Raw genomic sequence first — 25,481 nt, forward strand, 5'->3', positions numbered from 1 at the left:
CTATTCCCACTTCGGAACGATTGATATCTCTCGCTCCTTCCCGTACATGCCCCCACGCCGCAGAGTAAAGCGGATACTCTCTAAGCGTGCCGATCGACGGATACTATCCTCCACCTCATCTCGATTGTGAACTCTTTCTCTATTTACTTTATAAATAAGGTCCGCCCCCTCTATATCGCGTTGATATCCCCGCACGAAGCCCCTCTCACTTAGCTCCCGTTCAACGGCTTTAATACCCCCCAGCTCAGCCGCCCCATCTGCCATCGTTCTGAGCGCCATAGGACCTTGATCGGTATCAACTAACTGCCATCCCATGCGGGGGCGCTTGACCTTTCCGGTCGATATTAGTTCAGGCAGGATGCGTTTTATGCTATTAATCGGTACTGCGAATCCGATCCCGGCAGAATCTCCAGATTGACTTAAGATAGCCGTATTTATTCCGATTAACCTCCCCTCAGAATCAAGTAACGGGCCACCGGAATTCCCCGGATTAATCGAAGCGTCGGTCTGAATCAGATCCTTTAAAAGTGCGCCCCTCGGGGTCTTCATGGTTCGATCGAGTGAGGAGATAATTCCGGCTGTCAAACTGCGATAAAGCCCGAACGGATTTCCGATGGCGAGCACCCGTTGACCAACCTCAAGCCGCGATGAATCACCGTATGGCAGCGCCACGATACTCTTCGGGATCTCTGAGAGCTGCAACACAGCGATATCGCTCTCTACATCAAAACCAAGCAGCTTCGCCTTACTGTTGTGTCCATTAGGGAGCATAATCTCAACGCTGCCCCCAGACTCCAACGCGCCCTCGATTACATGCAGGTTCGTAAGTACTATACCACGTTGCACATCGACTATAGTTCCAGTGCCAGTTCCCTCTTGCGGCTTAAGCTCATCAAAGAACGTAAATGAATCAACTACGAACGTACGGGTGGTAATAAAGACCACCGACTGATTAGCACGCTTGTAAGTGTCGATAGTACTTTGCTCATCCTGCGTACGGGATGCAACTACAGAAGGGGCTGCGTATAGTGACGGCGCAGTAAAAAAGATTAGTGCAAGCGTCAGAAGCAACCTCTTCACGCATCATTCTCCATATCGTCTGCACTGGAAGATGGCGAAAGGTGTCGCACCCGCTCCACCTTGATAACGCCGGGCACCATTTCAATCGCCCGCTTTATTTTATGCAGCTGTTGAGCATCATCGATAACTAATTCAAAATTAATAGCTGCTCTACCATGCTCGGTCTTGATCTGTGCGCTGGTAATATTAGCTCCATTTGCGGTAATAGCCTGGGTCACATTCGCAAGTAGTCCCATCTGGTCCTGCGATGCAACCGTAATGCGCACACGACGAGAGGTTTTTACGACCTTATCCCAGTTGACATCCACACGCCGCTGCGGATCGCTATTAAGTATCTGCCCACAGTCAGCATTATGTACCGTTACGCCGCGCCCATGTGTGATAAATCCAACGATCCGATCTCCCGGCAGTGGTTCGCAGCATTTCGCAAACCGTACCAGGATATTATCAATACCGGAGACCTGCACACCGATACGCTCACGGCTAGATAGTGCTGCGCGCTGGAAGATGCGCTGCATCGGCGTAGCTGTTGCCGTTAACTTCTCCTCAACATTGGTGCCCTCTGGAAGCAGCTTGGCTATAATCTTTGCAGTGCTGATACGCCCGTACCCAACACCGGCGAATAGCTCGCCCTCTGTTTTCAGGCCAAGATCGTTAGCCACCTGTAGAAGTCGACCATCCTTTTCAAGTTTCTTAACGCTCAGTTTGACCTTGCGTAGGTCCTTAGAGAGGATCTCTATACCGAGCGCCAGCGAGCGAACATTCTCATCGGCCTTAAGGAAGGCTCTTATGCGTTGCTTGGCCTTTGTAGAGCGTACGAACTTAAGCCAGTCCTTGCTCGGCACATGGTTCTTAGAGGTGATAACCTCAACGGTATCACCATTTGAAAGCACATGCTCAAGTGAAACCATCTGCCCGTTTACCCGTGCGCCTATCGTATGGTGGCCAACATCGGTATGAACCGAGTATGCAAAATCAACTGGGGTCGCGCCGGACGAAAGACGTACGAGATCCCCCTTTGGCGTGAAGATAAATACCTCTTCAGGATAAAGCTCGCCCTTAACAGATTGGATAAACTCATCGGGATTCTTGAGATATTGTTGCGTTTCAACAAGCTCCTTGACCCACTGCAGATCAAAAGTTGGCGCACCCTCGCCCTCCTTGTAACGCCAATGTGCAGCGATCCCCTCCTCAGCAATACGATGCATCTCTGGGGTTCTAATCTGAATCTCAATGCGCTGACCATCCGGGCCGATCACCGTAGTATGGAGCGACTGATACATGTTTGGCTTGGGCATGGCTATCAGGTCTTTGAAGCGTCCAGGAACAGGTTTCCAGGTTGAGTGCACAACACCGAGCGACTCATAACAGGCACGTACAGTTGGAACCACCACCCTGAATCCAAGCAGATCGTAGACCTCTTCAAATGAGAGTTTATCACGATCCATCTTCTGCCAGATCGAGTAATGGTGCTTACCGCGCCCCTTTACTGCAGCTGAGACCCCTGCCTCTGCAAGCTGCTTTTGAATCTCCTGTGTTACGCGCTCAACATAGGCATCACGCTCTGGGGCTGTCGTTGTAATGTATTGATTAATCTGCGCATGCATCTCTGGACGAAGATAAAGGAGACAAAGATCCTCTAGCTCTGATTTCAGCCAGTGAATACCAAGCCTGTTCGCCAGTGGTGCGTAGATCTCTTGAGTCTCGGTTGCGATACGCCGCTGCTTATCCTCGCTAAAAAAACTGAGCGTTCGCATGTTGTGCAGACGGTCGCAAAGCTTAACCAGCACCACTCGGATATCCTTGGCCATCGCAAGCAGCATCTTACGGAAGTTCTCGGCCTGCTTTTCCTCGCGCGATTCAAACTCAATACGGGTAAGCTTGGTTACCCCCTCAACTATATCGGCCACCCCTGGGCCGAAATGTTTCTGAATCTCCTCTCGCGTTATCTCACTATCTTCAATCGTATCGTGCAGCAGAGAGGCAATTACTGATGGCTCATCAAGCTTTAGTTGACATACTAACAGCGCCGTTTCTTCGACGTGCTTAAAGTACGGATCACCCGATGCACGCACCTGTCCGGCGTGGCACTCGACTGCAAAGTCATATGCTTTTTTTAAGGTAACTAGATCCGGAGTCGGATGATATTTTTTAACAGCCTCAGCGATCTGCTCAAAGGACATGATGAACGCCCTAGCCCTCTATTCGATCAGTATTGAGAAGCAACTATACCTCGTTCTCGTCATCAGACGCAGGCAGAGATCCGGTCTTCATCAGAGAGTCCTTAAGAAAATCCACCGAACGCACATCGCCGCCATTAGAGAAGAGCCCTGCTCCGATCTCTGGACGACGCTCACGCTCCGCTATCTCTACTGAGCGCTGAGCCTCGAGCTCACGTGCACGCTGCTCCTCGTATGCCTCCGTCTCTTCTGGGGTCATGAAGCGAACCTTGCTGGCTGCGATCTCACGCAGTGCTGTCACTACAGCCTTGTTCCTTCTATCAGCGATCTGAATCGTGCCACCCTGTAGAATCTGCTTAGTACGCTTGGATGCAAGCTGCACTAATGAGAAACGGTTATTCTCTTGGACGAGGCAATCTTCAACGGTAATTCGAGCCATAAATACAAACTCCCTATCAGCTGATGGACACCTTAACTACGGCGCCCCCTGGATGGATAAACGACCGATATTTCTACGGTATTATGGACACTAGCAAAGCCTCTTCAGGCTGTAAATGCCCACAACCCGGCCATATTACAGAGCAAAAACCACCTTTCCGTGTTATTTATGCCGCTAAGATAACGAAACTATTGATTAAGGCGGTTGTTTTTAGGTAGATTTGCGGTGGCAGATACGCATGTTATATTATGGGTCTCATCAACTGAAACTTATGCTCTCTCTGCAATGAGTAGCGATCTGCTACCGTAGCCAAGGTACACATATGGTGTTTCTTCCCAGTAATCTAAGGGTAAAACAGGAGAGTCCCACGGACTTCTTGGTCATGCCGTCGGTGCCTAGCGGTGTTGCCAAGATGTACACTGCTGATGAGAGCGTTCTTTTCCGACGTTACGATAGTCTATCCTTCATATACACGAACCTTCACAGCTCTACACTCTGTTTATGGGCCGCCTTTGGGGAAATAGACAAAGCGAAAACATCAGTGAATCGAAGCTTTCATATAGATAATGCACGCGAATTTATAGAGCAGGTGTCCGCTACACTTGAATTTCCTAATAAGGTTGCTAGCATATTTCCGCCTGCTACCGATATTCCTGACTGTATTACTGATACGATAGAGAAGCTGCCTACGCATCTAAGACAGATTTCTAAGATGCGTGAAGCGATTGAACGCGCTGATTTTAATGCCTTAACTGAAGCTGCATGTCTATCGGTAGGAAGCACAGCCTCACGTTTAGAGTACCCCTTACCCATTATCAAACTGGCGCTAACAAAGATAAAAATTAATCTTGCTGAGATAGCAGCACAATACGCACTGAATGCTACCTATCATAATAACAACATCGTCTCCTGATTAGAGATGCTCATTTTAGGGGTGAATACTTATCATCCCTGCTAATTAATCTCGTAGTAATCCTGCAGCGCCTTTACCGTCAGAAAACTGCTATCCTTTACCATCTCTAGCGCCTGAGAGACGGCCCCGGCAGCGGCGATGGTTGTGTAGGTTGGAATTCGGAGCTCGTTCGCAACAATTCTGATCGATTTTGAATCCATATTGGGCTTTGAACCACCCTCCGGAGTATTGATAACTAGCACCAACTCCCCCCTACCAAGCTTGTCGACAACGTGCGGAGATCCATCCCTGACCTTATTCACTATCTCTACCCTGAAACCCATCTTCGTTAGGTACTGTGCGGTGCCCTTCGTCGCAATGATCGAGAAGCCAAGCTTTGCAAGGCGTTCGACGATGGCGCCCAACCCCTCCTTATCCTCCTCCTTGATACTGAGAAACACTGCGCCCTTAGTAGGCAACGTAATGTTTGCTGCAAACTGGCTCTTTGCAAAGGCCCCACCAAAGTTGGTGTGCAACCCCATCACCTCTCCCGTTGACTTCATCTCAGGACCAAGGATCGTATCAACCCCTGGAAACTTACTGAACGGAAAAACAGAGGCCTTGACCGAAACATAGCCCTTGGGCTCACACTCCCGTACCCCGATCTCTTTTAAACTCTTTCCAGCCATCACCCGTGATGCAACCTTGGCCCATGGAATGCCGGTCGCCTTGCTGACAAATGGCACCGTTCTTGATGCGCGTGGATTAACCTCAAGGATATAGATCTCTCCACCCTTGGCCACCGCAAACTGGATGTTCATCAATCCAACGACCTGCAGCTCTGCAGCTAAAAGCCGCGCCTGACGCTTTAACTCCTCAATTATTTCCCTACTTAACGTCTGTGGAGGTAAGCAACATGAGCTATCACCGGAGTGAATACCGGCCGGCTCTATATGCTCCATCACCCCTGCAATCATAACCTGCTTGCCATCACTGACAGCGTCAACGTCGACCTCGATAGCGCCATCGAGAAACCTATCAAGCAGAACGGGCCGATCGTGTGATACCTCGACCCCCTCATGCATGTAGCTAAGCACCTCCTCCTCTGAGTAGATAACCCGCATCGCACGACCACCAAGAACGAAGGAGGGGCGAATCATAAGGGGAAATCCGACCTTTCTGGCCGCCTTAAGCGCCTCCTCTGTAGAACGCGCCGTTGCATATTGGGGCTGCTTTAATTTGAGAGCTTCCACCAGTGCAGAGAAGCGCTCGCGGTCCTCTGCCGCATCAATTGAATCTACGGAGGTTCCGATTACAGGCACCCCGAGCGCCGCTAACTCGCCTGATATGCGCAGAGGGGTCTGCCCACCGAACTGAACTATGACACCGTAGGGCTGCTCACGGTCAACTATATTCATTACCGACTCGACGGTCAGGGGCTCAAAGTAGAGCCGATCGCTAGTATCATAATCGGTAGAAACAGTTTCAGGATTGCAGTTTACCATTATGGTCTCATAACCATCGGCTTTAAGCGCCATCGCTGCGTGAACACAACAGTAGTCAAATTCAATACCCTGTCCGATACGGTTAGGCCCTGCACCTAAAATAATGATCTTCTTTTTATCGGTAGGGGGCGCCTCTGATACTCCGCCATAGGTTGAGTATAGATAGGGGGTATTTGCAACGAACTCCGCCGCACAGGTATCGACCTTCCTAAAGGAGGGCTTAATACCGAACTGCCTTCGTCTTGCGCGGACCTCTATCTCACGACTCTGCGTCAGTCCCGCAATTCTACGATCGGAGAAGCCCTGAGACTTTAACTCGCGTAGCTCATCCGCTGAAAGTGTCGCAAATTTAGTACCAGAGAGCTGCTGCTCCTGTTGAATAATCTCCTCAATCTCCCCCAGGAACCAGGGATCAATCTTAGTTGCCTGGAACAGCTCGCGCATCGAGAACCCAGCGCGGAAGGCCTCTCCAACAAGCCATAGACGGTCTGGCGCACCGATCGAACAGGCCTCAAGCAACTCACCACGGCCGAGATCCTTGGTCAGTTTGAAACGATCGAATCCGTAGGTATCAAGCTCCATTGAGCAGATCGCTTTTTGCAGCGCCTCTTTAAATGTCGCACCGAACGAAAGCACCTCTCCTACCGATTTCATCTGAGTTCCGAGCGCGCGGTCAGCCATCGGAAATTTTTCAAAGTTAAAGCGCGGGATCTTTACCACAACGTAATCAATTGAGGGCTCAAAACAGGCCGGCGTTTCGCGTGTGATATCGTTAGGAATCTCATCTAAGGTATATCCAACAGCTAGCTTGGCTGCGATCTTTGCAATAGGAAATCCGGTCGCCTTTGATGCCAGCGCTGAGCTGCGCGAAACACGTGGGTTCATCTCGATTACAATTATGCGACCGTTAGTTGGATTAAGCGCAAACTGCACGTTCGATCCACCGGTATCAACACCGATCCGACGAATTACCTTGATGGCCGCATCGCGCAGTAACTGATACTCCTTGTCTGTCAGGGTCTGAATCGGTGCAACTGTGATCGAATCTCCGGTATGAACCCCCATCGGATCGAAGTTCTCAATACCACAGACGATCACAACGTTGTCCTTAAGATCGCGCATGACCTCAAGCTCGACCTCCTTCCAACCAAGCAACGACTCCTCAACCAGAACCTCACGGTTAGGACTCGCTGCCAACGCTATCGCAACCTTACGGTGCAGCTCATCTGGCGCATATACAATACCGCTCCCCGTTCCACCAAGCGTACGAGAGGGCCGTAGCACCAATGGATATCCGAGCTTCTTGGCCGCATCTTCAGCCTCCCCAATAGAGGTTGCAATTATCGAGCGCGCCGACTCTAGCCCGATCTGATCCATCGCTTTTTTAAATAGATCTCTATCTTCTGCTGTCTTGATAGCGTCTATCTTGGCGCCGATCAGCTCACAGCCGTAGCGTTCAAATACCCCACGCTCATCTAGCTCCAGCGCAATGTTAAGCGCAGTTTGCCCCCCCATAGTCGGAAGCACAGCGTCTGGACGCTCAATCCTAATGATCTCTTCTACGAAATCAGCCGTAATCGGCTCGATATAGGTCCTGTCTGCAAACTCAGGATCGGTCATTATAGTTGCCGGATTCGAGTTAACAAGGATGACCCGATACCCCTCGTTCTTCAGAGCCTTAATGGCCTGTGTGCCCGAATAATCGAACTCACACGCCTGTCCGATTACTATCGGCCCAGAGCCTATAAGCAATATCGATTTTATATCGTTTCTTCTTGGCATAAGTCCTCAAATTAGCTACTCAGTTCCCAATACCAGGTCATGGAATCTCTGAAAAAGATAGCGCGAATCGTGCGGCCCCGGTGAGGCTTCAGGATGATACTGCACCGAGAAGATGCGAGCCTGCTTGGACTCTAAGCCCTCAATCGTCTGATCGTTAAGATTAATATGCGAGACAAAAACATCCTTCGACAAGCCCTGCTTGTAAACCGCAAAGCCGTGGTTCTGAACCGTAATCTCAACCTTACCGGTGGTCTCGTCCCGCACCGGATGATTACCACCACGATGCCCAAACTTAAGCTTGTAGGTGCTTCCACCAAGCGCCTGTCCAAGGATCTGATGGCCAAGGCAGATCCCAAACATAGGTACCTTACCGAGCAGCTCCTGCACAGGCTTTACCACATAACCAAGGGTGCCTGGATCTCCAGGGCCGTTAGAAAGAAAGAGCCCATCTGGCCTGAGCGCCATAATATCTGCCGACGTAGTTCCAGCAGGAACTACCGTTACACGAAATCCAACATCGATCAGAAGCCGCAAAATATTTATCTTGATGCCGCAATCAATCGCTACAACGTGCGGTCGCGCAACGAGCTGCTCCTGCGATAAGCGCCGTGAATTACCATCTTTGAGGGTCCAGGAGGGTGCATCCCAGGTATAGATCTCTTTGCAAGCAACCTGCCGTACGTAATCTCGCCCCTCCATAGAGCTGAGCTTCTTGGCACGATCGACCAACTCATCTGGATTTAGATCCAATCCACCCGCCATGACCGCCATCTGAGCGCCGTTATCCCTCAGGTGCGATACGATCTCGCGCGTATCGATCCCCTCAATCCCCATTACACCGTGTCGTGCTAAGTAGGCAGGAAGTGAGATCGTTGCGCGAAAATTTGAAGGAGTCTTATGTGCTGCCCGCACGATGATACCCTCGGTGTATACCTTTGAAGACTCAACATCCTCTTCGTTACATCCAACATTTCCAATATGCGGATAGGTAAAGGACATAATCTGCCCGGCATAGCTCGGGTCCGTCAAAATCTCCTGATAGCCGTACATAGAGGTGTTAAATACCGCCTCCCCCTCAACCGGATTAGAGGGCCCGCGCAGCGCGCCGAAGCAGCGCCCCTTAAAGATCCGTCCATCTGCAAGTGCTAAGTAGCCCTGCTCTCCCCTAGCCTCCTGTATCTGTCTCCTCTCGCTTCTCATCACAAATACTAACCCCGAATATCTTGCTGCTCAGTCTGCTCAGCCGCCAATTTTCCATCTCGAACAACACGCCGACCAGCTACGAGCACATGCGTAGCCAATCCCATTAACTCACGACCGAGAAATGGACTATTCTTTGATTTTGAACGAACCTGCTCAACCGCAAAGCGCCAACGACGCTTCGGATCTAGCACGGTAATATCCGCCTCACTGCCGACACGCAGAGTTCCAGAAGAGAGCCCAAAAGATCGCGCCGGTCCGTAACAGAGCAGCTCAACCATCCGGCGCCGAGAGACCTTACCCTGGGAACACAGCTCTACGAATAACGGCAGGCTGGTTTGTAACCCCAGTATCCCCACCGTAGCGCGCGAGAACTCGACTAATTTACTATCGAGATCGTGCGGAGCATGATCGCTTGCGATAGCATCGACGGTTCCATCCTCAATCCCCTTAAAAAGTCCCTCAATATCCTCGCAGGGCTTAAGGGGTGGCATCATCTTATAGTTCGTATCGTAGCTACTAACGCTAGTCTCATCGAGCACCAAGTGATGCGGAGCAACCTCACACGTTATATTAATTCCATCGTTCTTTGCTCGACGGATAAGCTCAATGCCACGCGCCGTAGAGACGTGGCAGATATGAACCCTGCCCTTTGTAAAACGGGCCAGCTCTATATCGCGCGCGATCATCACATCCTCAGCGATACCCGGAAACCCATTCAGCCCAAGACGGAGCGAGAGTGGGGACTCGTTCATACACCCACCGCAACTTAAACTCTTGTCCTCCTCGTGACACGAAAGTGGTAGCCCAAGCATCAAGCACCACTCCAAAGCGCGCCGCATCAGACCAGCATCCGCAACCGGATCGCCGTCATCTGAAAACGCCACACATCCAGCCTTCGCTAACTCTGAGTACGGAGCAAGCTGCTGCCCCTTGCGCCCCATTGAGATCGCACCTATCGGCAGAACTCTAGCTGCACCGGCAGCCTTTGCTTTCTCTAAAATAAAGCGCGTTACCTCGGCCGAATCGTTGGCCGGCTTGGTGTTCGGCATACAACAGATACTGGTAAATCCACCGAGCACCGCCGCCTCAGCGCCGGTCTGAATTGTCTCCTTCCACTCCTCTCCCGGCTCACGCAGATGCACGTGCAGGTCGATACAACCCGGTATTACCCACTGACCTTTGGCATCGATCTTCTCGGCCGTAGCATGACTCTGTAACACCCCAGGCTTCTCAATTGCGGCAACTCTGCCATCCTGAACGAGGATATCGAATAACCCCTCACGATCCGTGGCGGCATCGATAACCGTTCCCCCCTGAATAACTATCGGAGCTAGGATACTCATTTGATTATCTCCTCATGCGACTGTGCGCTACGCGCCAAGAGGTAGAGCACCGCCATCCTAACCGCTACGCCGTTATTAACCTGTTGCCTAATCAATGAGCGTGGCCCATCCGCCACCTCGCCAGAGATCTCAGTCCCACGATTGATCGGCCCGGGGTGCAGCACTACGCTCTCTGGCGCATAGCGCTCCAGTAACTTTTCAGAGACGCAGTACTCCTTACTGTACTCATCAAGGCTCGGGATAAAGTGCTGGTCCTGTCGTTCGAGCTGCATACGGAGACACACCACAACGTCGAGATCGCGCAGCCCATCTACTATGTTATGAACAACGTGCACCGAGCCCCCACCGAAAACGGCAGACATTTCAAATGGCACCAGCGTTGGAGGCCCAACTAGCCGCACCTCGTTACCAAGCGCAAGATGCGCCCAGATATTACTACGAGCAACGCGGGAATGCCTAACGTCACCGACAAATCCGATCCGCAACCCCTCTATGCTGCGCTTACTCTTAGCAAAGTGCTGGCGCAGGGTCAGAAGATCCAAAAGCGCCTGAGTTGGATGCTCGTGCGCACCATCCCCTGCGTTTACAACCGAGGCTCGGTGGAGGTGACGTGCCACAAAGTGCGCCGCCCCACTCTCGGAGTGTCGGATCACTAAGATATCTGGGTTCATCGATTCAAGGGTACGTACTGTATCTAGTAGGGTCTCGCCCTTCTTAACGGAACTGGAGCCAGCGCTAACATTAATAGTGTCAGCAGAGAGACGCTTTCCTGCGATATCAAAACTGGCTAGGGTTCGGGTGGATGGCTCGAAAAAGATGTTGACTATCGTCTTTCCGCGCAGGGTTGGGACCTTTTTGATGTCCCGCTCAGATACCTCTACAAACGAATGTGCCGCATCGAGGTACCGATTTATTTCGTTTTTCGAAAGCCCTTCTATTCCCAACAAGTGGTCGACCATCGAGAGTTGAGTTAAGCCGAGTGCTGCCAAATTTACAAGGGGTTGGAGGGGTGTTTTTTAGCTCCCTAGTGATATTCGTTGCTGGTATCAACCAGGCGACCTGCCTAGGAGTATAAGTGGGACTCCCTGCACCCCCCTACTTCTCCTCACGCTCAATTAGGTATGTGCCATCCCGATACCCCATCTCAGTCAAGCGAACCCGCACAAGTTGCGAGCGTTGCGTGGGTATAACTTTGCCCACATAGTCAGCCTGAATCGGAAGCTCGCGATATCCTCGGTCTGCCAGAACCGCCAGCTCAACCCTGTGTGGCCGACCAAAATCTATAATCGCATCAAGCGCTGAACGGATAGTGCGCCCCGTAAAAAGAACGTCATCCACTAGGATAATACGCGAACCCGCTATCCTAAACGGCAGATCGGTGCCACGCAACGTTGGCTGCGACTGTGCGCTAGAGAGATCATCACGGTAGAGGGTGATATCGATAACACCATAAGGAACCTCGATCTTTTCGATACGCTGAATCTCCTCCTGAAGCCGCTTGCCCAGGAACTCTCCTCCAGTACGAATACCGACGATGGCTAGGTTCTTAAGATCGCGATCCTTCTCTAAGATCTCAAAGCTCATGCGCGAGATGGCGCGAGCTATGGTCTCTTCGTCCATAACTAGTTGCCATTCACGCGGGATCGGTTTGTACTTAGTGTTCATAGAAAAATCATTCCCCCAATTACCTAAAACTACCCTCCGCCGCAGCATTAAAGTGCAAACTATATAGGGTAACCTCGCTCCCCATCACAGTAAATCCAAGCCTCTCTATATAACTTAACGAAAGCTTGATAGTACCACCCTCACGTCGGATCTGCATGTCCCGATCACCACATGTTATTCCATGCTGCCTGACTACCTCCATTAGCGAGCGCCGGATCTCCTCATCCGAGTACACTGCGGCAGTTGCTGTAGCTTGCCGCATATGATTCCTCAGGTCGAAGTAATAGTAGTAAAATGGCACTACTACGTATAGCAGAGACACGACTAGCACGATCGTTACCACGCCTAATAAGGCAATAAATAACTTTTTGCGTCCCCCTACCATATCACCCAGCTACTTCTACCAATCAAACCTCAGTTTGCACTAGTCTTTTTTGATCACAAATGGCACCTTGCGGGGTCGTGGTATGCGGTAAACTATGGCATTACAGCCTATGAGTTCAAAACGCCTTCTTACAACATACCGCCTTAGCGCCATACTGTTTACGCTGCTAGGGCTTGGGAATATCGGCCTCGGCTATTCAAAGGTGACGTACCATGAGGAGCTACTTAAACAGACCCTCGCCACCACTCAGGAACCAAACCACAACGAGACCGTCTTTCTGCGGCGTCTTAGATCACGGACTGAGTTTTATAAACTAGTGGAGCTGGGTGGCGTTGGATTCCTACTCGTAGCGCTAGTGATCCTTGCTACCGAGCGATTTAAAGGAAGTGCCCGCTAACACGCGAGTCAGGCCTGTAGAATAGGTTGCTACGACTCTTGCAGAACAACCTCTTTGACCCTAGCGATCTCATCCTCAACGCCAAGTCCCTTAAGCACTGCGTTTAGCTTCTGGGATGGAAACATCTGCTCAATCTGTTTGATATCACCGCGTAGCACCTTCTGCGGCAATTTTCCGAGCAAAATCTCGCTGGCCAATACAAGGGACACGAAGGACCATAACGCTAAGAACACCGCGGCCTTAAAGAATCTTGCAAGCGCAAACGACATGCTTAGGAGGGAGGCACACAACAGCACTATCCCTGCCGTCCCGCGCCAGCCAGGGGCATATGTATTAAGCAACTTTGAATCACTAAGGAGCAACGCCACAACAACCAAGGCCGCTGCAAGCACCACACAGTAAGAGAGCTTAACGATACCGAAGCTCTGTACTGCCGCCGATGCCAGGGGACGAACTAGTATCCAACCGACCGCAACGCTAAGCAGCACCAGCCACCCCGCCCCAATCAGGTATTCAGGATTTCGATGAGTTATTAACTCAGAGAACGGCAACTCAATAAAGGGCAGCCCAAGTGGAAGACAGGCTGCTATGATAGTTCCTATAAGAGAGAGCTTCAGGAGTTTGCTGACAAGCAGCGAACCTATAAGAATAACAACCGGAAGGGCTATGGTGAGCCAGGATTGTGAGAGCAGATCCATCATACTAGTAGCCTCCATTTTAAATGGGACCAACCTTGTCCTTTAACCGCTCCTATTTACGACCCTACATGATAAGATGCAGCGCTGAATAGAAGGGGGGCAATTAGCTGCAGGTAAATATAGATCTAACCTAAAGGAAACGGCGTTATAAAGAGATATGTTTGTGGAGTTACGGCCTACTAAGCTTTGAAATGTCCAAGGAGGCTCGATCAATATCGGAGGGCTCCGAGCGGCTCGTCGCGTACTGAACACGTCTATCTAGCAATACTCCAACGGCAACACCCGTTATAATAGCCACACAGACTACGATAGCAACGGCTTTAATAGTTCTAGGGATCATGATGGTCCTCCTGAAGAATTGGGACAGATAGGCCGGTTACATCGAACGACTTGCCCAACGTTACAAGGAGGCCAGAAGATCTGGCAATACCTTAACGAAGCGCGAACGTGGCATCACCTCCCCTAGCGCCAGAGCCTCAGCCTGTGCCGCAGTCTCAAGGTGCACATGCGAAAAGAAGCTAACACAGCTCCAGCCCCTACCTGATAGCTCCGCTACAATCCGGCTCAAGAATTCAAGCGGCGCCGTAACCTTCTCAAGATCGATTATAAACAGCCCCTTGCTCCCCTGTGCCTCAAGCAGCGCCTTTTCAAGCGCCACTTGAGAACGGGCAACTACAACCTGGAGTGAACAGTTGGCAGCGGCCTCCTTAATCTTTGAGATAAAGAAGAGATCCGATGAGACGAGTAGAACGGCGCTAGTCATGGCTCTCTACCGCTACTCATTATCCATCCCAAAGCTTTGCGCCTTGGCGATCAGGTTAGAACGCGAAACTCCGAGCTGACGCGCCGCCTCACTCTTGTTTCCCTTACTACGCTCAAGTGCTGCTATAATCATCTCGCGCTCAAGCGCCTCAAGCGCCTCCTTAAGACGACCATCGCGCTCTACGGCAGGCCCCTCACCTGCCTCTGAAACATTAAGGATAGAGGGCGAGAGGCAGCTACGGGTAATAATATCGTCGTTACCGCTCATAACGTGGGCGCGTTGCAGCTCGTTCTCAAGCTGCCTGATATTGCCGGGCCACGCATAACTTTCAAGGGCAAAAACGGCGTCCTTAGCGATAGCTTTACGAGCACGATTGCTCTTGTGGGCAAGCTTAGTTAGGAACGATTCAACTAAAAGTGGAATATCACCGCTGCGCTCCCTGAGTGCAGGAAGGATCAGGTTAACTACGTTCAGTCGATAGTAGAGATCCTCTCGAAAGGTGCCCTTCCTGACCATCTCCTCTAGGTTTCTATTCGTGGCCGCTATGATGCGCACATTAACCTGCTTCATCTTTGTGCCACCAACCGGCATAAATGTACCGTCCTGAAGAACTCGCAGCAGCTTCACCTGCAAGGCCGGACTCATCTCGCCAAGCTCATCTAAAAAGAACGTTCCGCCATCCGCCACCTCAAAAAGCCCCTGCTTATCGCGCATCGCTCCGGTAAAGGCGCCCTTAACATGCCCGAACAGCTCGGACTCCAGTAGGTTTTCATTAAATGCCGCACAGTTCTGAACAACGAAGGCCTTAGCGCTACGTGAGCCGTTGACATGCAACGCCGTTGCTACCATCTCTTTTCCCGTTCCGGACTCTCCAGTTATAAGCACGGAGACATCGCTATCAACAACCTTTGCCATCACCTGATAGAGCTCCGCCATCGCTTTGCTCTTTCCGATTATATTACCAAAGGAGAAATTCTCTTGCAGACGGGCCTGTAGTTGGTTGTTTGCCTGCTTAGTATCGTGTAGCTCAGTGTAAAGCTTGCTGGTACGCACAGCAGCATGCACGCGCGCAATTAGCTCCTGCGCATCGTACGGTTTGCAAACGTAGTCATCAGCACCCTGATCGAGTCCGTAGATAATATCCTTTAGGGCATCCTTACCGGTCAGAAGCACTATCGGGATATAGCGCAGCTCCGCATTCGATTTAAGGATCTTCGTAACCTCGTAACCATCCGGCCCAGGCATAACGACATCGAGCAGGATCAGATCCGGTCGCTCACTCTCGGCCTTGGCTAAGGTTTCTGCTCCGGAGGTGGCGATCACCACCTCATACCCACGCGCTGACAGTATCTGCTCCAGAAGAAATGCTCCCTCCGGCGTATCATCTACAGCTAAGATCTTTATAGCGGGCCGGTCTGGTGACATTGCTGCTCTCAGCCCTAGTTAGCCTTTCATCATATCGAGGAACTCTTTGTTACTCTTGGTGTTCTCGATCTTGCTCATCAACCACTCCATCGCCTCAACGGTGTTAAGCGGGTTGAGCACCTTACGAAGGAGCCACACCTTTTGCATCACGTCGCTCTCTAGCAACAGCTCCTCTTTGCGAGTTCCCGATGCCTTCAGATCGAGTGCTGGATAGATACGACGCTCGTTTAACTTACGATCGAGCACGATCTCCATGTTACCAGTTCCTTTGAACTCCTCGAAGATAACCTCATCCATGCGGCTTCCGGTCTCAATTAACGCGGTACCGATGATAGTTAAACTACCACCCTCCTCAACGTTTCGAGCAGCACCGAAGAATCTCTTGGGCTTATGCAGCGCATTTGAATCCACACCTCCCGAGAGGATCTTTCCGCTCGGCGGAACTACCGTGTTGTAGGCACGCGCTAAGCGGGTGATCGAATCGAGTAGTATTACAACGTCGCGCTTGTGCTCGACCAAACGCTTGGCCTTCTCGATAACCATCTCTGCCACCTGTACGTGACGCTGAGCTGGCTCATCAAAGGTTGAGCTAATCACCTCGCCCTTAACGGAGCGCGCCATATCGGTCACCTCCTCAGGACGTTCGTCGATCAGAAGCACTATAAGCACCACCTCTTTGTGGTTCTCAGTAATCGCGTTTGCAATATTCTGTAGCAATACCGTCTTACCGGTACGTGGTGGCGCTACGATCAGCGCGCGCTGTCCCTTACCAACCGGACAGAAGAGATCCATGATACGGGTTGAAATGCCCCCCTTCTGGCTCTCAAGCTTTAAGCGCTCATTCGGATAGAGCGGAGTAAGGTTATCAAAGTGGGTCTTAGTTTTAAGAACATCTGGCGAGTCGTAATTTACCGAGGTTACCTTAAGTAGCGCGAAGTAACGTTCACCCTCCTTCTCACGTGGTGGACGGATCTGCCCCTCTATAATGTCTCCGGTCTTTAGCCCATAGCGGCGGAGCTGCGCTGGGGAGAGGTACACATCATCTGGACCTGGCAGATAGTTGTAATCGGGAGAGCGTAGGAATCCGAAGCCATCTGGAAGGCTCTCAAGAACGCCTCCGGCATAGATGCTGCCGTTTGACTCGGATTGTACTGTTAGTATAGCGAAGATCAGCTCCTGACGACGCATCGTATTAGCAGCTTCGATATTCATCTCGGCTGCGAGCTTCATCAGCTCCTCAGGCTTCAGTCGCTTTAGTTCATTAAGATTCATGTTTTTTAATTCAACCAGGTAGGGTTAGACGATTATTAGGCGGACGATTATTACGCGGACGATTATTACGGGGACAATTATTACGCGGACAATTGTTACGTGTTACGACTTACAAGTTAGCTCTTAAGCCCTATCCATTAAGGTAATCTGGCAGAATCATGCTGAATGGAACTTATGAAGTACAGCGCCTCAACCTGAACGGTGCATGCGCTTGAACGATATGTACGCCAAAACGGTATATACCGCGGCGCAAAGAAGGATGCCTCAAGACATCTTCCACCCTTCTCATAACTAGGGTTGAAGGCTGTGTCAAGCCCCTAATCGACGTTCTTCGATCGTTTTGGCCGCAACCTCCCGAATATATATGGGCTCCAACGCAGCAATAGCACCTAGAGAAAAGGGCTCCTTGGGTAGCTCCAGCGCTAACAACCCACGCGCAGCGGCCCCCATTGGTCGAAGCGCTATTCCCGGCAGAACGAAGTCACGTAGCGGCGAATACCACGCATCACCACCCTGCTCTAATGTACTCCAGGGTGGCTCTAGGAGGCTACTGATAGGCACTATCTGGGGCTTCTCTACTGTGAGTAGCTCTCCGTTAACCCCACGCTTATATATGGCAGCGAAAACCTCGTCTCGTCTAGCATCTGAGAGCACCACGACCCGCTTACTTGTAGCATCGCCCTGCAGCGCTGCCGCCGCCATCCCATCAAACGACGGGGCTCCGACCAACCCAATACGCAGGGAGCTAGCGAGCCCCTTGGCGAAGCTTAGTCCGATCCGCAATCCGGTAAAGGAGCCAGGTCCGGTTCCTATCCTAATCTGATCTATATCGCTAAGTGCTATAGAGGCTGCTAAGCAAAGCTGTTGCACCAAACGGGGGAGTTGCTCGAAATGATCGCCCTCACCTGATGACGAGAGCTCTGTAGCGATGGCATCTTTATCTTGCAACGCGAGGCTACAAAAAGATCCCGATGTATCGATAGCTAAAACGACGCTAGTCACTCTATACCAATTTTATCTATAAGATGTACCGCACCAGATCATTGCCAAATGCAAATATCATCAGGGTTAGAAGGAGCACCATTCCTATCTGAGTCACTGTCTCCTGAAAACGAATACTGAGCGGTTTGCCCTTCAGAAGCTCGATTGTAAATATAGTTAGATGTCCACCATCGAGCACCGGAATGGGGAGCAGGTTCATAACCCCAAGGCTCACGTTAAGAAAGATCATAATCCCTATAACCGCCAAGATCCCCTCATTAGCGCTGGCAGCTGTCTGTTTAATAATCTCTAGCGGCCCACCGAGGGTCTTGGTTGGCGAAAGAATTCCAGTTAGTAGCGCCTTAAGCACCCGCAGGGTCTGTAGCGATAGTCCTACTACCTGATCCTTGCCAGCAGTCATCGCACCGAAGAGCCCAACGGGCTCATAGGTAACGTTGTGCATCGCCGGAGAGATTCCAATCCGATAGGTCGTCTCAGCGGTTCGTCCCTCAAGCACATCGAGCTCGGCCATGCCTGCGGCTGGCTGTACCTGTATGGTCAAGGCATCGAACTCCGCAGCATTAGATTCCTTTGGTCGATTAATCTTGAACTCAAGGGGCTTACCGCCCGAGCCACGCACGATCTCGACGAATTCCTTAAAGGTAGCTACCGTTAGTCCATTAACGGTTAGCACATTGTCGCCACTTTTAATGCCGGCCTTCTCTGCAGGCATCCCGCTCTGAACCATCCCGACCGTTACGGGTCCGTCCTGAACATGAGGTAGTCCAACTACATAATACACGCCCGCAGCAAGTAGCCAGGCGAAGAGAAAGTTAAATACTGGCCCAGCCAAAACAATAGCGCAGCGTGCTAGGTAGGACTTCTTAAGAAACCACTTCGATTCGTCCTGCAACAACCGCTCCTGCTCCGGCGAGAGCGTAGACTGCGTTCCCTCTATAGGAGAGGCTCCACCGGCCTGCTCGCCAGGAGCTCTGCCGTGATGCACCAACCCCGGGTCATCTCCAGCCATGCGCACAAAACCACCCAACGGAATAGCGCGTAGCGAGTAGGTAGTTTCGCCAATTGTACAAGCAAATAATTTCGGACCAAATCCGACCGAGAACTCAAGCACCCCCACACCACACCACTTTGCGACGATGAAGTGCCCAAATTCATGGACCGTAACCAAAATACCGAGGATAATAATCGCTAATACGATTCCCATAATAAGACCTACAATTAAATATCGCTAACTCGCCTGCTGCTGCGCCCACTCACTGACCGTTGCGCAGAGCTCCATAAGCTCCCCTAGAGACTCATACCCCATATCCCCAAAGCGCTCTAAGGCCCGCTCTATGATAATATGAATCGAGGTAAAGGGTATACGATGACTCAGGAAGAGGTGAACCGCAACCTCATTAGCAGCGTTAAGAACGGCGCAGGCACCGGCTGCTCCCTCAAGGCAGGCGCGCGCGCGTTTAATACTTGGGAAACGCTCGTCATCTACCGGTAGGAAGGTCAGCTCCCTAATCTTTGTAAGATCCAATGGACGCATTATGCCAGGGAGACGATCTTCTGGGTACCGCAGCGCATAGGCTATGGGCCCCTTCATATCGGGGAGTGATAGCTGTGCTAGAATCGTTTCATCTCTGAGCCGTATCATAGAGTGCACGATACTTTGTGGATGAATCAGGACCTCGATTGCAGCGCTTGAAATATCAAAGAGCCAGCGCGCCTCTATCACCTCCAGCGCCTTGTTCATCATAGTAGCCGAGTCAATCGTTACCTTGGCCCCCATACTCCACTGCGGATGCTTAAGGGCCTGCTCTGGAGTTATCCCTGCAAACTGATCGAGCGGCGTATGGAGAAACGGTCCACCGGAGGCGGTTAGGATTAAGCATGAGAGCTCCGAGCGCCGCGCCCCCTGTAGCACCTGAAAGATAGCGGAGTGCTCGCTATCAACGGGGATAATCCTAGCACCACTCTGGCGCGCCTTTTCAAGCACCAGGGCCCCTGCAACAACCAGGCTCTCCTTATTAGCAAGCGCTACGTCTTTGCCAGCCTCTAGCGCTGCCAGCACGCCAGACAATCCGGCCATTCCAACAACAGCGGCCAACACGACCTCGGCCTTACAGGACTTAATCGCCGAGAGGATCTGATCCTCTCCGCAGATAAGTTGCGTGTCCTGCCAGTGGGATGCCCCATCCGATACCCCCAACTCGCGGCAGAGCTCTGTAAAAGCGGCACGATTAGCGAGCCCCGCTATGGCCGGGCGTAAAGTTCGGATCTGTTGTGCTAATTCAAGGTGCTGTTGCCCTGCAACGAGTAGCTCAATTGAGAAGAATTCTGAATGATTCCGCACTACCTCCAGCGCAGATCTTCCGATCGAACCGGTTGAACCGAGGATCGCGATCCGTTTCATGGCTACTAAAGCCCCCCAAGTAGCGCCAGCGCTACCAAAACTACCGGAGCGGCCCCGATCATGCCGTCAAATCGATCGAGAATTCCGCCGTGCCCAGGAAAGAAGGCCCCCGTATCCTTAACACCACGCAAGCGCTTTAGGTACGATTTAGAGAGATCGGCGGCCTGCGCCGCGAGAGTTGCTAAGAGCGAGATAAAAACAAGCTTTCCAGTCGATACTCCATCTCCCAACAGGAACCTCCATAAGACTACGCCGGCTAGTGCTCCAACAACGAGACCGGTCAGCATACCCTCCACTGTTTTCTTGGGCGAGAGCGCAGGCGCCATCGTATGGCGTCCAAAGGCGCGCCCAGCGAAGTAAGCGCTCGTATCGTTGAGCGCAACTACCCCCGCGAGCCACCATACAAGCTGCACCCCATTAGGTAACGCGCTTAGTACTATAAGTTGTGGTGCGCAGACGCCTAGTAACAAAAACGCCACTCCGTACCGTTCAGCAAAACGGGATGCGTTATCGAGCTGCGTTCGTCCCTCAAACACCTGCACTATCACCAGACCCACCCCAGCAACTAGAAGCGAGAGATAGAGCAGAGTCCAATCGATTGCGTAGCCAAAAACGCTCGTTGCTGCAACGCTTGCCGCAGCAAGACCGGGCAACACAAGCACTGTGTAAACAATAATAGCGTGCAAGGGTCGATATGCCAGGGTGTCGTTATTACGTGCGAAGAGCCGTACCACCTCAAATATACTTACCACCACCACCGTCATGGCCCACGCCACACACAGCAGCCGGCCATAGGGCAGATAGATCGCCAGTAGCGAAAGTGCTAGCGCAACTGAAAGCACGATTAGCGCCGTCAGTAGACGATCTTTTAGCCCACCACTATGCTCAAACGAGAAGAGATTAAGGTTCATACTACGCCCCTTTAATCTGCTCCTGCGTGAGCCCGAATCTACGATTACGTCCTGCGAAGACATTCAGACACCTATGAAATTCATCACGCGAAAAATCCGGCCATAACACTGGCGAAACTACTATCTCAGAGTATGCCAACTGCCACAGCAAAAAGTTAGAGATTCTAGTCTCATCGCTGGTCCTAATCAGAAGGTCAGGATCCGGAACATCCGGCAGGTAGAGCGCCTTTGAGAAAGACTCCTCGGTGATATCCTCCGGATTAATCTCGCCCGCTTTTATCCCCCGCCCGATCTTCTTAACAGCCTGCACCAACTCATCTCGACCACCGTACGATACCGCCAGTATTAGCTCCATTCCAGTAAGATCTTTGGTCCGCTGCTCGTTGCGCTCAAGAATCTCGCGCACCGCTTGCGGCAAGCGTGCTAGGTCCCCCATAGCACGCAGACGAATATCATGTTTAAGCAGCAGCTCAAGCTCGCCCTCAAGGTACTGAACGAAGAGACCCATCAACCCACCGACCTCCTCCTGAGGACGCCGCCAGTTCTCGGTCGAAAATGCAAATAGTGTCAGATAACGCACCCCTAGGCGGCGGCACTCCTCTACAACGGCACGGACACTCTTGGCGCCGTTACGGTGCCCTTCGATACGGGGAAGAAACCGGCGCTTCGCCCAGCGCCCGTTACCATCCATGATGATAGCTATGTGACGTGGAACGACCTTCAGAGCCAGAATAGGACTAGACTCAACCGGCTCACCCTTTTCTGAATTACCCAGCACTGATTTATCTGCTGCAGTGGCAAAGCTCGCATCGTTTACGTTACTGCTCATAAGATATCTGACGAGGGCTAGACCTCTATCAACTCCTTCTCTTTGCTTGCGGCAGCAGCATCAACGTCGACGATAAATCTATCGATAATCTTCTGAATTTCCTCCTGAGCGCGGCGGGAATCGTCCTCAGACATCTCCTTGGCCTTGGTCTTTTTCTTAACGTTTTCTACCTCATCACGACGGAGATTACGCAGAGAGATCTTGGTCTCTTCCGACATCTTATTGACCTTCTTGATCAGATCCTTACGACGTTCCTCATTCAGGGCTGGAATAACGATTCTGATTAGCCCCCCATCACGCGATGGATTAAAGCCAAGCTCCGATTGTCGAATAGCCTTCTCGATACTCTCAATCGCACTCGCATCGTAAACCTGTATGGTGAGCATGCGCGACTCTGGTGCCGCTACAAGACCGAGCTGCTGAAGGGGAACCATAGAGCCGTAGTACTCTACCTGTAGCCCCTCAAGCAAAGTTGGAGTTGCACGCCCCGAACGCAACCGCCCAAGATCCCTCTTGAAGTGCTCTATCGCCTTGGCGCACTGCGCCTTGTAGTTATCAAATTGAGAACTCATAGTATTTTAGTCTCCTCAGTAACAGCGACTACCCCTGAACAAGCGTACCCACCGATTCACCACACACAATCCGTCGTAAATTACCCTCAACTCCCACATTAAAGACAACTATAGGGAGGTTGTTATCCATACAGAGAGAGATAGCGGCGGTGTCCATCACCCGCAATCCCCGCTGCAACACATCCATAAATGATATCTTGGTAAAGGGCTTCGCATCTTTGTTCTTAACCGGATCACAGTCGTAGATTGCATCTACCTTGGTACCCTTAAGCAGGATCTCGGCCCCCATCTCCATGGCACGCAGACTCGCTGCTGTATCGGTCGTAAAGAATGGGTTCCCGGTGCCACACGCGAAGATAACGACCCGCCCCTTTTCGAGATGTCGGGTTGCGCGGCGCTTGATGTAGGGCTCAGAGATCTCCTTCATCTCGATAGCAGAAAGTACGCGGGTATCAACCCCCTCAGCTTCGAGTCTGTCCTGCAGGGCGAGTGCATTGATGGCGGTTGCCAACATGCCCATATAATCGCCGGTGATACGATCGAGCCCCTGCGAGCCAGCCTGAATACCTCGAAAGATATTACCGCCACCGATTACGATAGCGATCTGAACACCGAGTCTACTTACCTCGCGGATCTGCGCTACGAGCCGATTCAGGATATCTGGATCGATACCGCCGGAGTTCTCTCCGGCTAGTATCTCGCCACTGAGCTTAAGCATTATCCGCTTATACTTTACCCCTGCTTCCTGAATCTCTACCATCCTGAATCCCTATGAATGATAGTTATCGCTCTCCAACCATCGCCGCTACATCAGCAGCGATATTGCTCTGCACCTTCTCGATACCCTCTCCAATCTCAAGGCGAGAGAAACGACGCAATGAAACCTTCTCACCGCACCGTATACCGAACGCATCAACCATATCCTTGATGGTCTTTGAATCGGTCTCATCCTTGATGAATATCTGACGCAGTAGCACCGCGCCCTCAAGGAACTTCTCAATCTTGCCGGGAAGTATGCGATCAGCCTTCTTCTTCTGCTCTTCGTTAAGTTGCTCAAGCAGGATCTCACGCTCTTTTGCGAGCACCTCTTCGGGAACATCCTCTACCGACAGATATGTAGGCTTCATTGCGGCAACGTGCATAGCTAAATCGCGCGCCAAGGCGCGGAACTCATCACCACGCGCAACGAAATCCGTCTCGCAGTTAAGCTCTACGATCGCCACAACTTGATCTCCTGGGTGAGTGTAAACACCCATGCTGCCCTCGGCTGCGGTCTTACCGGAGCGCTTCTCAATATCCTTTAACCCCTTCTTGCGAAGAACCTCTATGGCCTTGTCTATAGAGCCCTCAGCCTCGCTGAGAGCCGCCTTGCAATCCATCATCCCTGCTCCGGTCATATCGCGAAGCTCTTTAATCATACCACTTGTTATCTGTGACATACCTATTACTCCTAACTATGGAAGAAAAGAAAATTCAATCGGTGCTTGAGCATCCGCCCCAGTCCCAAACGCATGCGCCAAAAACTGGCTACATATGTCGAAACTGGGGGCGGTACCCCTTAAAAACTATGCGAGAGCTGCGCCACCCTCAGTTACGGTTGCGCCGTGGCTGCCGTTAGCTGAATCCTTGTGCTTGCTACTCTCTCCACCGTTCTGTCCACCATTTGCTGTTCCACGAGCCTGATAGATCGCCCTACCCTCAATAACAGCATCTGCTACTGCGGCTACGAAGAGCCGGATCGTGCGCGATGCATCATCGTTTGATGGGATCGGAAAGGAGACCTCTCCTGGATCTGCGTTGGTATCAACGAGCGCCACTACTGGGATGTGTAGTCTATGTGCTTCGGCGATAGAGATCTCCTCTTTCACCACATCGACTAGAAAAATAACGTCAGGAATCTTCCTCATGTTACGGATACCACCGAGATTGGTCTCAAGCTTTCCAACCTGGCGACTGATATCTAGGCGCTCCTTTTTGGTGAGGCGTATCTTTGAGTTCTCTGTTGCTGCCTCAGCGAGCATGTTTTCAAGTTTGCGCATGCGCTCAATCGAATGCTTCATCGTTTGAAAGTTACTCAAGCATCCACCTAACCATCGAGATGCGATGTAGAAAGCTCCGCAACGAATCGCCTCCTCACGGATGATGTCCTTAGCCTGAAGCTTCGTTCCAACGAAGAGTATATTTCCGCCAAGTGCTATGCGATCAAGGATATACTTACGAGCGATCTCCCACTTCTTCATGGTCAGATCGAGATTGATAATATGTACACCGTTACGAGCGCCGTAGATGAATGGAAGCATCTTAGGGTTCCAGCGCTGTGTCTGGTGACCGTAATGTGCGCCGGCATCCATTAAATTTTTAATTGTTATTGGAAGTCTCGGCTCACTTGCAGATATTGGAGCTGCTGCTGCTTGAGACGGCACTGCTGAAGCAGTTGACGGAAGTGGTGAAACAGACGGCTGTGCGTCCTTGCTAATTGTCATTTTTTACCTTTATGTTGTCTTAGTTTGACCTCCCCGCACGATTGACCGCGAAGACTGTACTCCTAAGGAGCGCAATCTACGAAGCACTAAGACCGATGCGGGTGCGATAATTGTCGAGCCTTATAGCACCGTTAGGGTTGTACTGCCAACTTTTGGAGGGAAGATTCCAATACCCCGGCGCTCGCTCCCTATAATCTGCATTATCTCACCGTTATGTTACCGCATTTCAACTGGTTAGACTAACAAGTTACGGC

24 protein-coding genes and 1 pseudogene are annotated in these 25,481 nt (G+C 51.4%); 2 read left to right on the forward strand and 23 right to left on the reverse strand.

The features are described 5' to 3' along the window. The 3 genes and pseudogenes from NTV65_08265 to rpoZ all read right to left on the reverse strand — a co-directional run bounded on the left by NTV65_08265 (position 1) and on the right by rpoZ (position 3,699). The gene (locus NTV65_08265) at positions 1-1,080 is read right to left on the reverse strand and encodes a trypsin-like peptidase domain-containing protein (protein MCX6115190.1); all 1,080 of its coding nucleotides are present in this window, start codon (positions 1,078-1,080) and stop codon (positions 1-3) included. After that, positions 1,077-3,263 carry a bifunctional (p)ppGpp synthetase/guanosine-3',5'-bis(diphosphate) 3'-pyrophosphohydrolase gene (locus NTV65_08270; protein MCX6115191.1) on the reverse strand — a complete coding sequence of 729 codons (2,187 nt, stop codon included), beginning with the start codon at positions 3,261-3,263 and terminating at the stop codon, positions 1,077-1,079. The genes NTV65_08265 and NTV65_08270 overlap by 4 nt, the downstream gene beginning before the upstream one ends. Positions 3,264-3,519: 256 nt before the next feature. Then, positions 3,520-3,699, reverse strand: a pseudogene (gene rpoZ / locus NTV65_08275) (DNA-directed RNA polymerase subunit omega). Between the two features lie 541 nt (positions 3,700-4,240). Between rpoZ and NTV65_08280 the strand changes: the two are divergent. After that, the gene (locus NTV65_08280; GenBank protein MCX6115192.1) at positions 4,241-4,612 is read left to right on the forward strand and encodes a hypothetical protein; all 372 of its coding nucleotides are present in this window, start codon (positions 4,241-4,243) and stop codon (positions 4,610-4,612) included. 41 nt (positions 4,613-4,653) lie between these two features. On the opposite strand, the gene carB is transcribed toward NTV65_08280, so the two are convergent. From carB to NTV65_08310, 6 genes are all read right to left on the reverse strand, one after another. Continuing rightward, positions 4,654-7,878: a carbamoyl-phosphate synthase large subunit gene (gene carB, locus NTV65_08285; protein MCX6115193.1), complete on the reverse strand. Its 3,225-nt coding sequence runs from the start codon at positions 7,876-7,878 to the stop codon at positions 4,654-4,656. A gap of 15 nt (positions 7,879-7,893) precedes the next feature. After that, complete coding sequence (carA, locus tag NTV65_08290; GenBank protein MCX6115194.1) at positions 7,894-9,078, reverse strand: glutamine-hydrolyzing carbamoyl-phosphate synthase small subunit; 1,185 nt, start codon at positions 9,076-9,078, stop codon at positions 7,894-7,896. Positions 9,079-9,086: 8 nt separating this feature from the next. Next, the gene (locus NTV65_08295) at positions 9,087-10,424 is read right to left on the reverse strand and encodes a dihydroorotase (GenBank protein MCX6115195.1); all 1,338 of its coding nucleotides are present in this window, start codon (positions 10,422-10,424) and stop codon (positions 9,087-9,089) included. Next, positions 10,421-11,383: an aspartate carbamoyltransferase catalytic subunit gene (locus NTV65_08300; GenBank protein MCX6115196.1), complete on the reverse strand. Its 963-nt coding sequence runs from the start codon at positions 11,381-11,383 to the stop codon at positions 10,421-10,423. Before NTV65_08300 ends, NTV65_08295 begins: the two co-directional genes overlap by 4 nt. Before the next feature lie 136 nt (positions 11,384-11,519). Then, a complete protein-coding gene (pyrR, locus tag NTV65_08305) occupies positions 11,520-12,089 on the reverse strand; it encodes a bifunctional pyr operon transcriptional regulator/uracil phosphoribosyltransferase PyrR (protein MCX6115197.1) in 570 nt (189 codons plus the stop codon). A 19-nt stretch (positions 12,090-12,108) separates the two neighbouring features. Next, positions 12,109-12,351, reverse strand: a complete 243-nt coding sequence (locus tag NTV65_08310; protein MCX6115198.1) for a hypothetical protein — start codon at positions 12,349-12,351, stop codon at positions 12,109-12,111. A 232-nt stretch (positions 12,352-12,583) separates the two neighbouring features. Here NTV65_08310 and NTV65_08315 point away from each other — a divergent pair, with 232 nt between their 5' ends. Beyond that, positions 12,584-12,871 (forward strand): hypothetical protein, encoded by a 288-nt coding sequence (locus tag NTV65_08315; protein ID MCX6115199.1) that lies wholly within the window; start codon positions 12,584-12,586, stop codon positions 12,869-12,871. A 29-nt stretch (positions 12,872-12,900) separates the two neighbouring features. Here NTV65_08315 and NTV65_08320 read toward each other — a convergent pair whose 3' ends face one another. The 14 genes from NTV65_08320 to rpsB all read right to left on the reverse strand — a co-directional run bounded on the left by NTV65_08320 (position 12,901) and on the right by rpsB (position 25,227). Next, the gene (locus NTV65_08320; GenBank protein MCX6115200.1) at positions 12,901-13,572 is read right to left on the reverse strand and encodes a hypothetical protein; all 672 of its coding nucleotides are present in this window, start codon (positions 13,570-13,572) and stop codon (positions 12,901-12,903) included. Between the two features lie 166 nt (positions 13,573-13,738). Next, the gene (locus NTV65_08325; protein MCX6115201.1) at positions 13,739-13,909 is read right to left on the reverse strand and encodes a hypothetical protein; all 171 of its coding nucleotides are present in this window, start codon (positions 13,907-13,909) and stop codon (positions 13,739-13,741) included. Positions 13,910-13,969: 60 nt separating this feature from the next. After that, on the reverse strand, positions 13,970-14,332 hold the full coding sequence (locus NTV65_08330; GenBank protein ID MCX6115202.1) for a hypothetical protein: 363 nt from the start codon (positions 14,330-14,332) through the stop codon (positions 13,970-13,972). Between the two features lie 12 nt (positions 14,333-14,344). Then, complete coding sequence (locus tag NTV65_08335) at positions 14,345-15,757, reverse strand: sigma-54 dependent transcriptional regulator (protein ID MCX6115203.1); 1,413 nt, start codon at positions 15,755-15,757, stop codon at positions 14,345-14,347. An 18-nt stretch (positions 15,758-15,775) separates the two neighbouring features. After that, positions 15,776-17,029, reverse strand: coding sequence for a transcription termination factor Rho (gene rho, locus NTV65_08340; GenBank protein ID MCX6115204.1), 1,254 nt, complete (start codon positions 17,027-17,029; stop codon positions 15,776-15,778). A 309-nt stretch (positions 17,030-17,338) separates the two neighbouring features. After that, entirely contained in the window at positions 17,339-18,031 is a 693-nt protein-coding gene (tsaB, locus tag NTV65_08345; GenBank protein ID MCX6115205.1) for a tRNA (adenosine(37)-N6)-threonylcarbamoyltransferase complex dimerization subunit type 1 TsaB, read from the reverse strand. A 16-nt stretch (positions 18,032-18,047) separates the two neighbouring features. After that, positions 18,048-19,235: an RIP metalloprotease RseP gene (rseP, locus tag NTV65_08350; protein MCX6115206.1), complete on the reverse strand. Its 1,188-nt coding sequence runs from the start codon at positions 19,233-19,235 to the stop codon at positions 18,048-18,050. 24 nt (positions 19,236-19,259) lie between these two features. After that, positions 19,260-20,432: a 1-deoxy-D-xylulose-5-phosphate reductoisomerase gene (dxr, locus tag NTV65_08355; protein ID MCX6115207.1), complete on the reverse strand. Its 1,173-nt coding sequence runs from the start codon at positions 20,430-20,432 to the stop codon at positions 19,260-19,262. 5 nt (positions 20,433-20,437) lie between these two features. Continuing rightward, positions 20,438-21,343 carry a phosphatidate cytidylyltransferase gene (locus tag NTV65_08360; GenBank protein MCX6115208.1) on the reverse strand — a complete coding sequence of 302 codons (906 nt, stop codon included), beginning with the start codon at positions 21,341-21,343 and terminating at the stop codon, positions 20,438-20,440. 1 nt (position 21,344) lies between these two features. Continuing rightward, the gene (locus tag NTV65_08365) at positions 21,345-22,172 is read right to left on the reverse strand and encodes an isoprenyl transferase (GenBank protein MCX6115209.1); all 828 of its coding nucleotides are present in this window, start codon (positions 22,170-22,172) and stop codon (positions 21,345-21,347) included. A gap of 17 nt (positions 22,173-22,189) precedes the next feature. Next, a complete protein-coding gene (gene frr / locus NTV65_08370; protein ID MCX6115210.1) occupies positions 22,190-22,744 on the reverse strand; it encodes a ribosome recycling factor in 555 nt (184 codons plus the stop codon). A 28-nt stretch (positions 22,745-22,772) separates the two neighbouring features. After that, positions 22,773-23,504: a UMP kinase gene (gene pyrH / locus NTV65_08375; GenBank protein ID MCX6115211.1), complete on the reverse strand. Its 732-nt coding sequence runs from the start codon at positions 23,502-23,504 to the stop codon at positions 22,773-22,775. Between the two features lie 22 nt (positions 23,505-23,526). Continuing rightward, positions 23,527-24,183, reverse strand: a complete 657-nt coding sequence (gene tsf, locus NTV65_08380) for a translation elongation factor Ts (GenBank protein MCX6115212.1) — start codon at positions 24,181-24,183, stop codon at positions 23,527-23,529. 126 nt (positions 24,184-24,309) lie between these two features. Next, complete coding sequence (gene rpsB, locus NTV65_08385) at positions 24,310-25,227, reverse strand: 30S ribosomal protein S2 (protein MCX6115213.1); 918 nt, start codon at positions 25,225-25,227, stop codon at positions 24,310-24,312. Positions 25,228-25,481: the final 254 nt, after the last annotated feature.

The organism is Pseudomonadota bacterium (assembly GCA_026390555.1).
GTDB lineage: Bacteria > Bdellovibrionota_C > UBA2361 > UBA2361 > OMII01 > OMII01.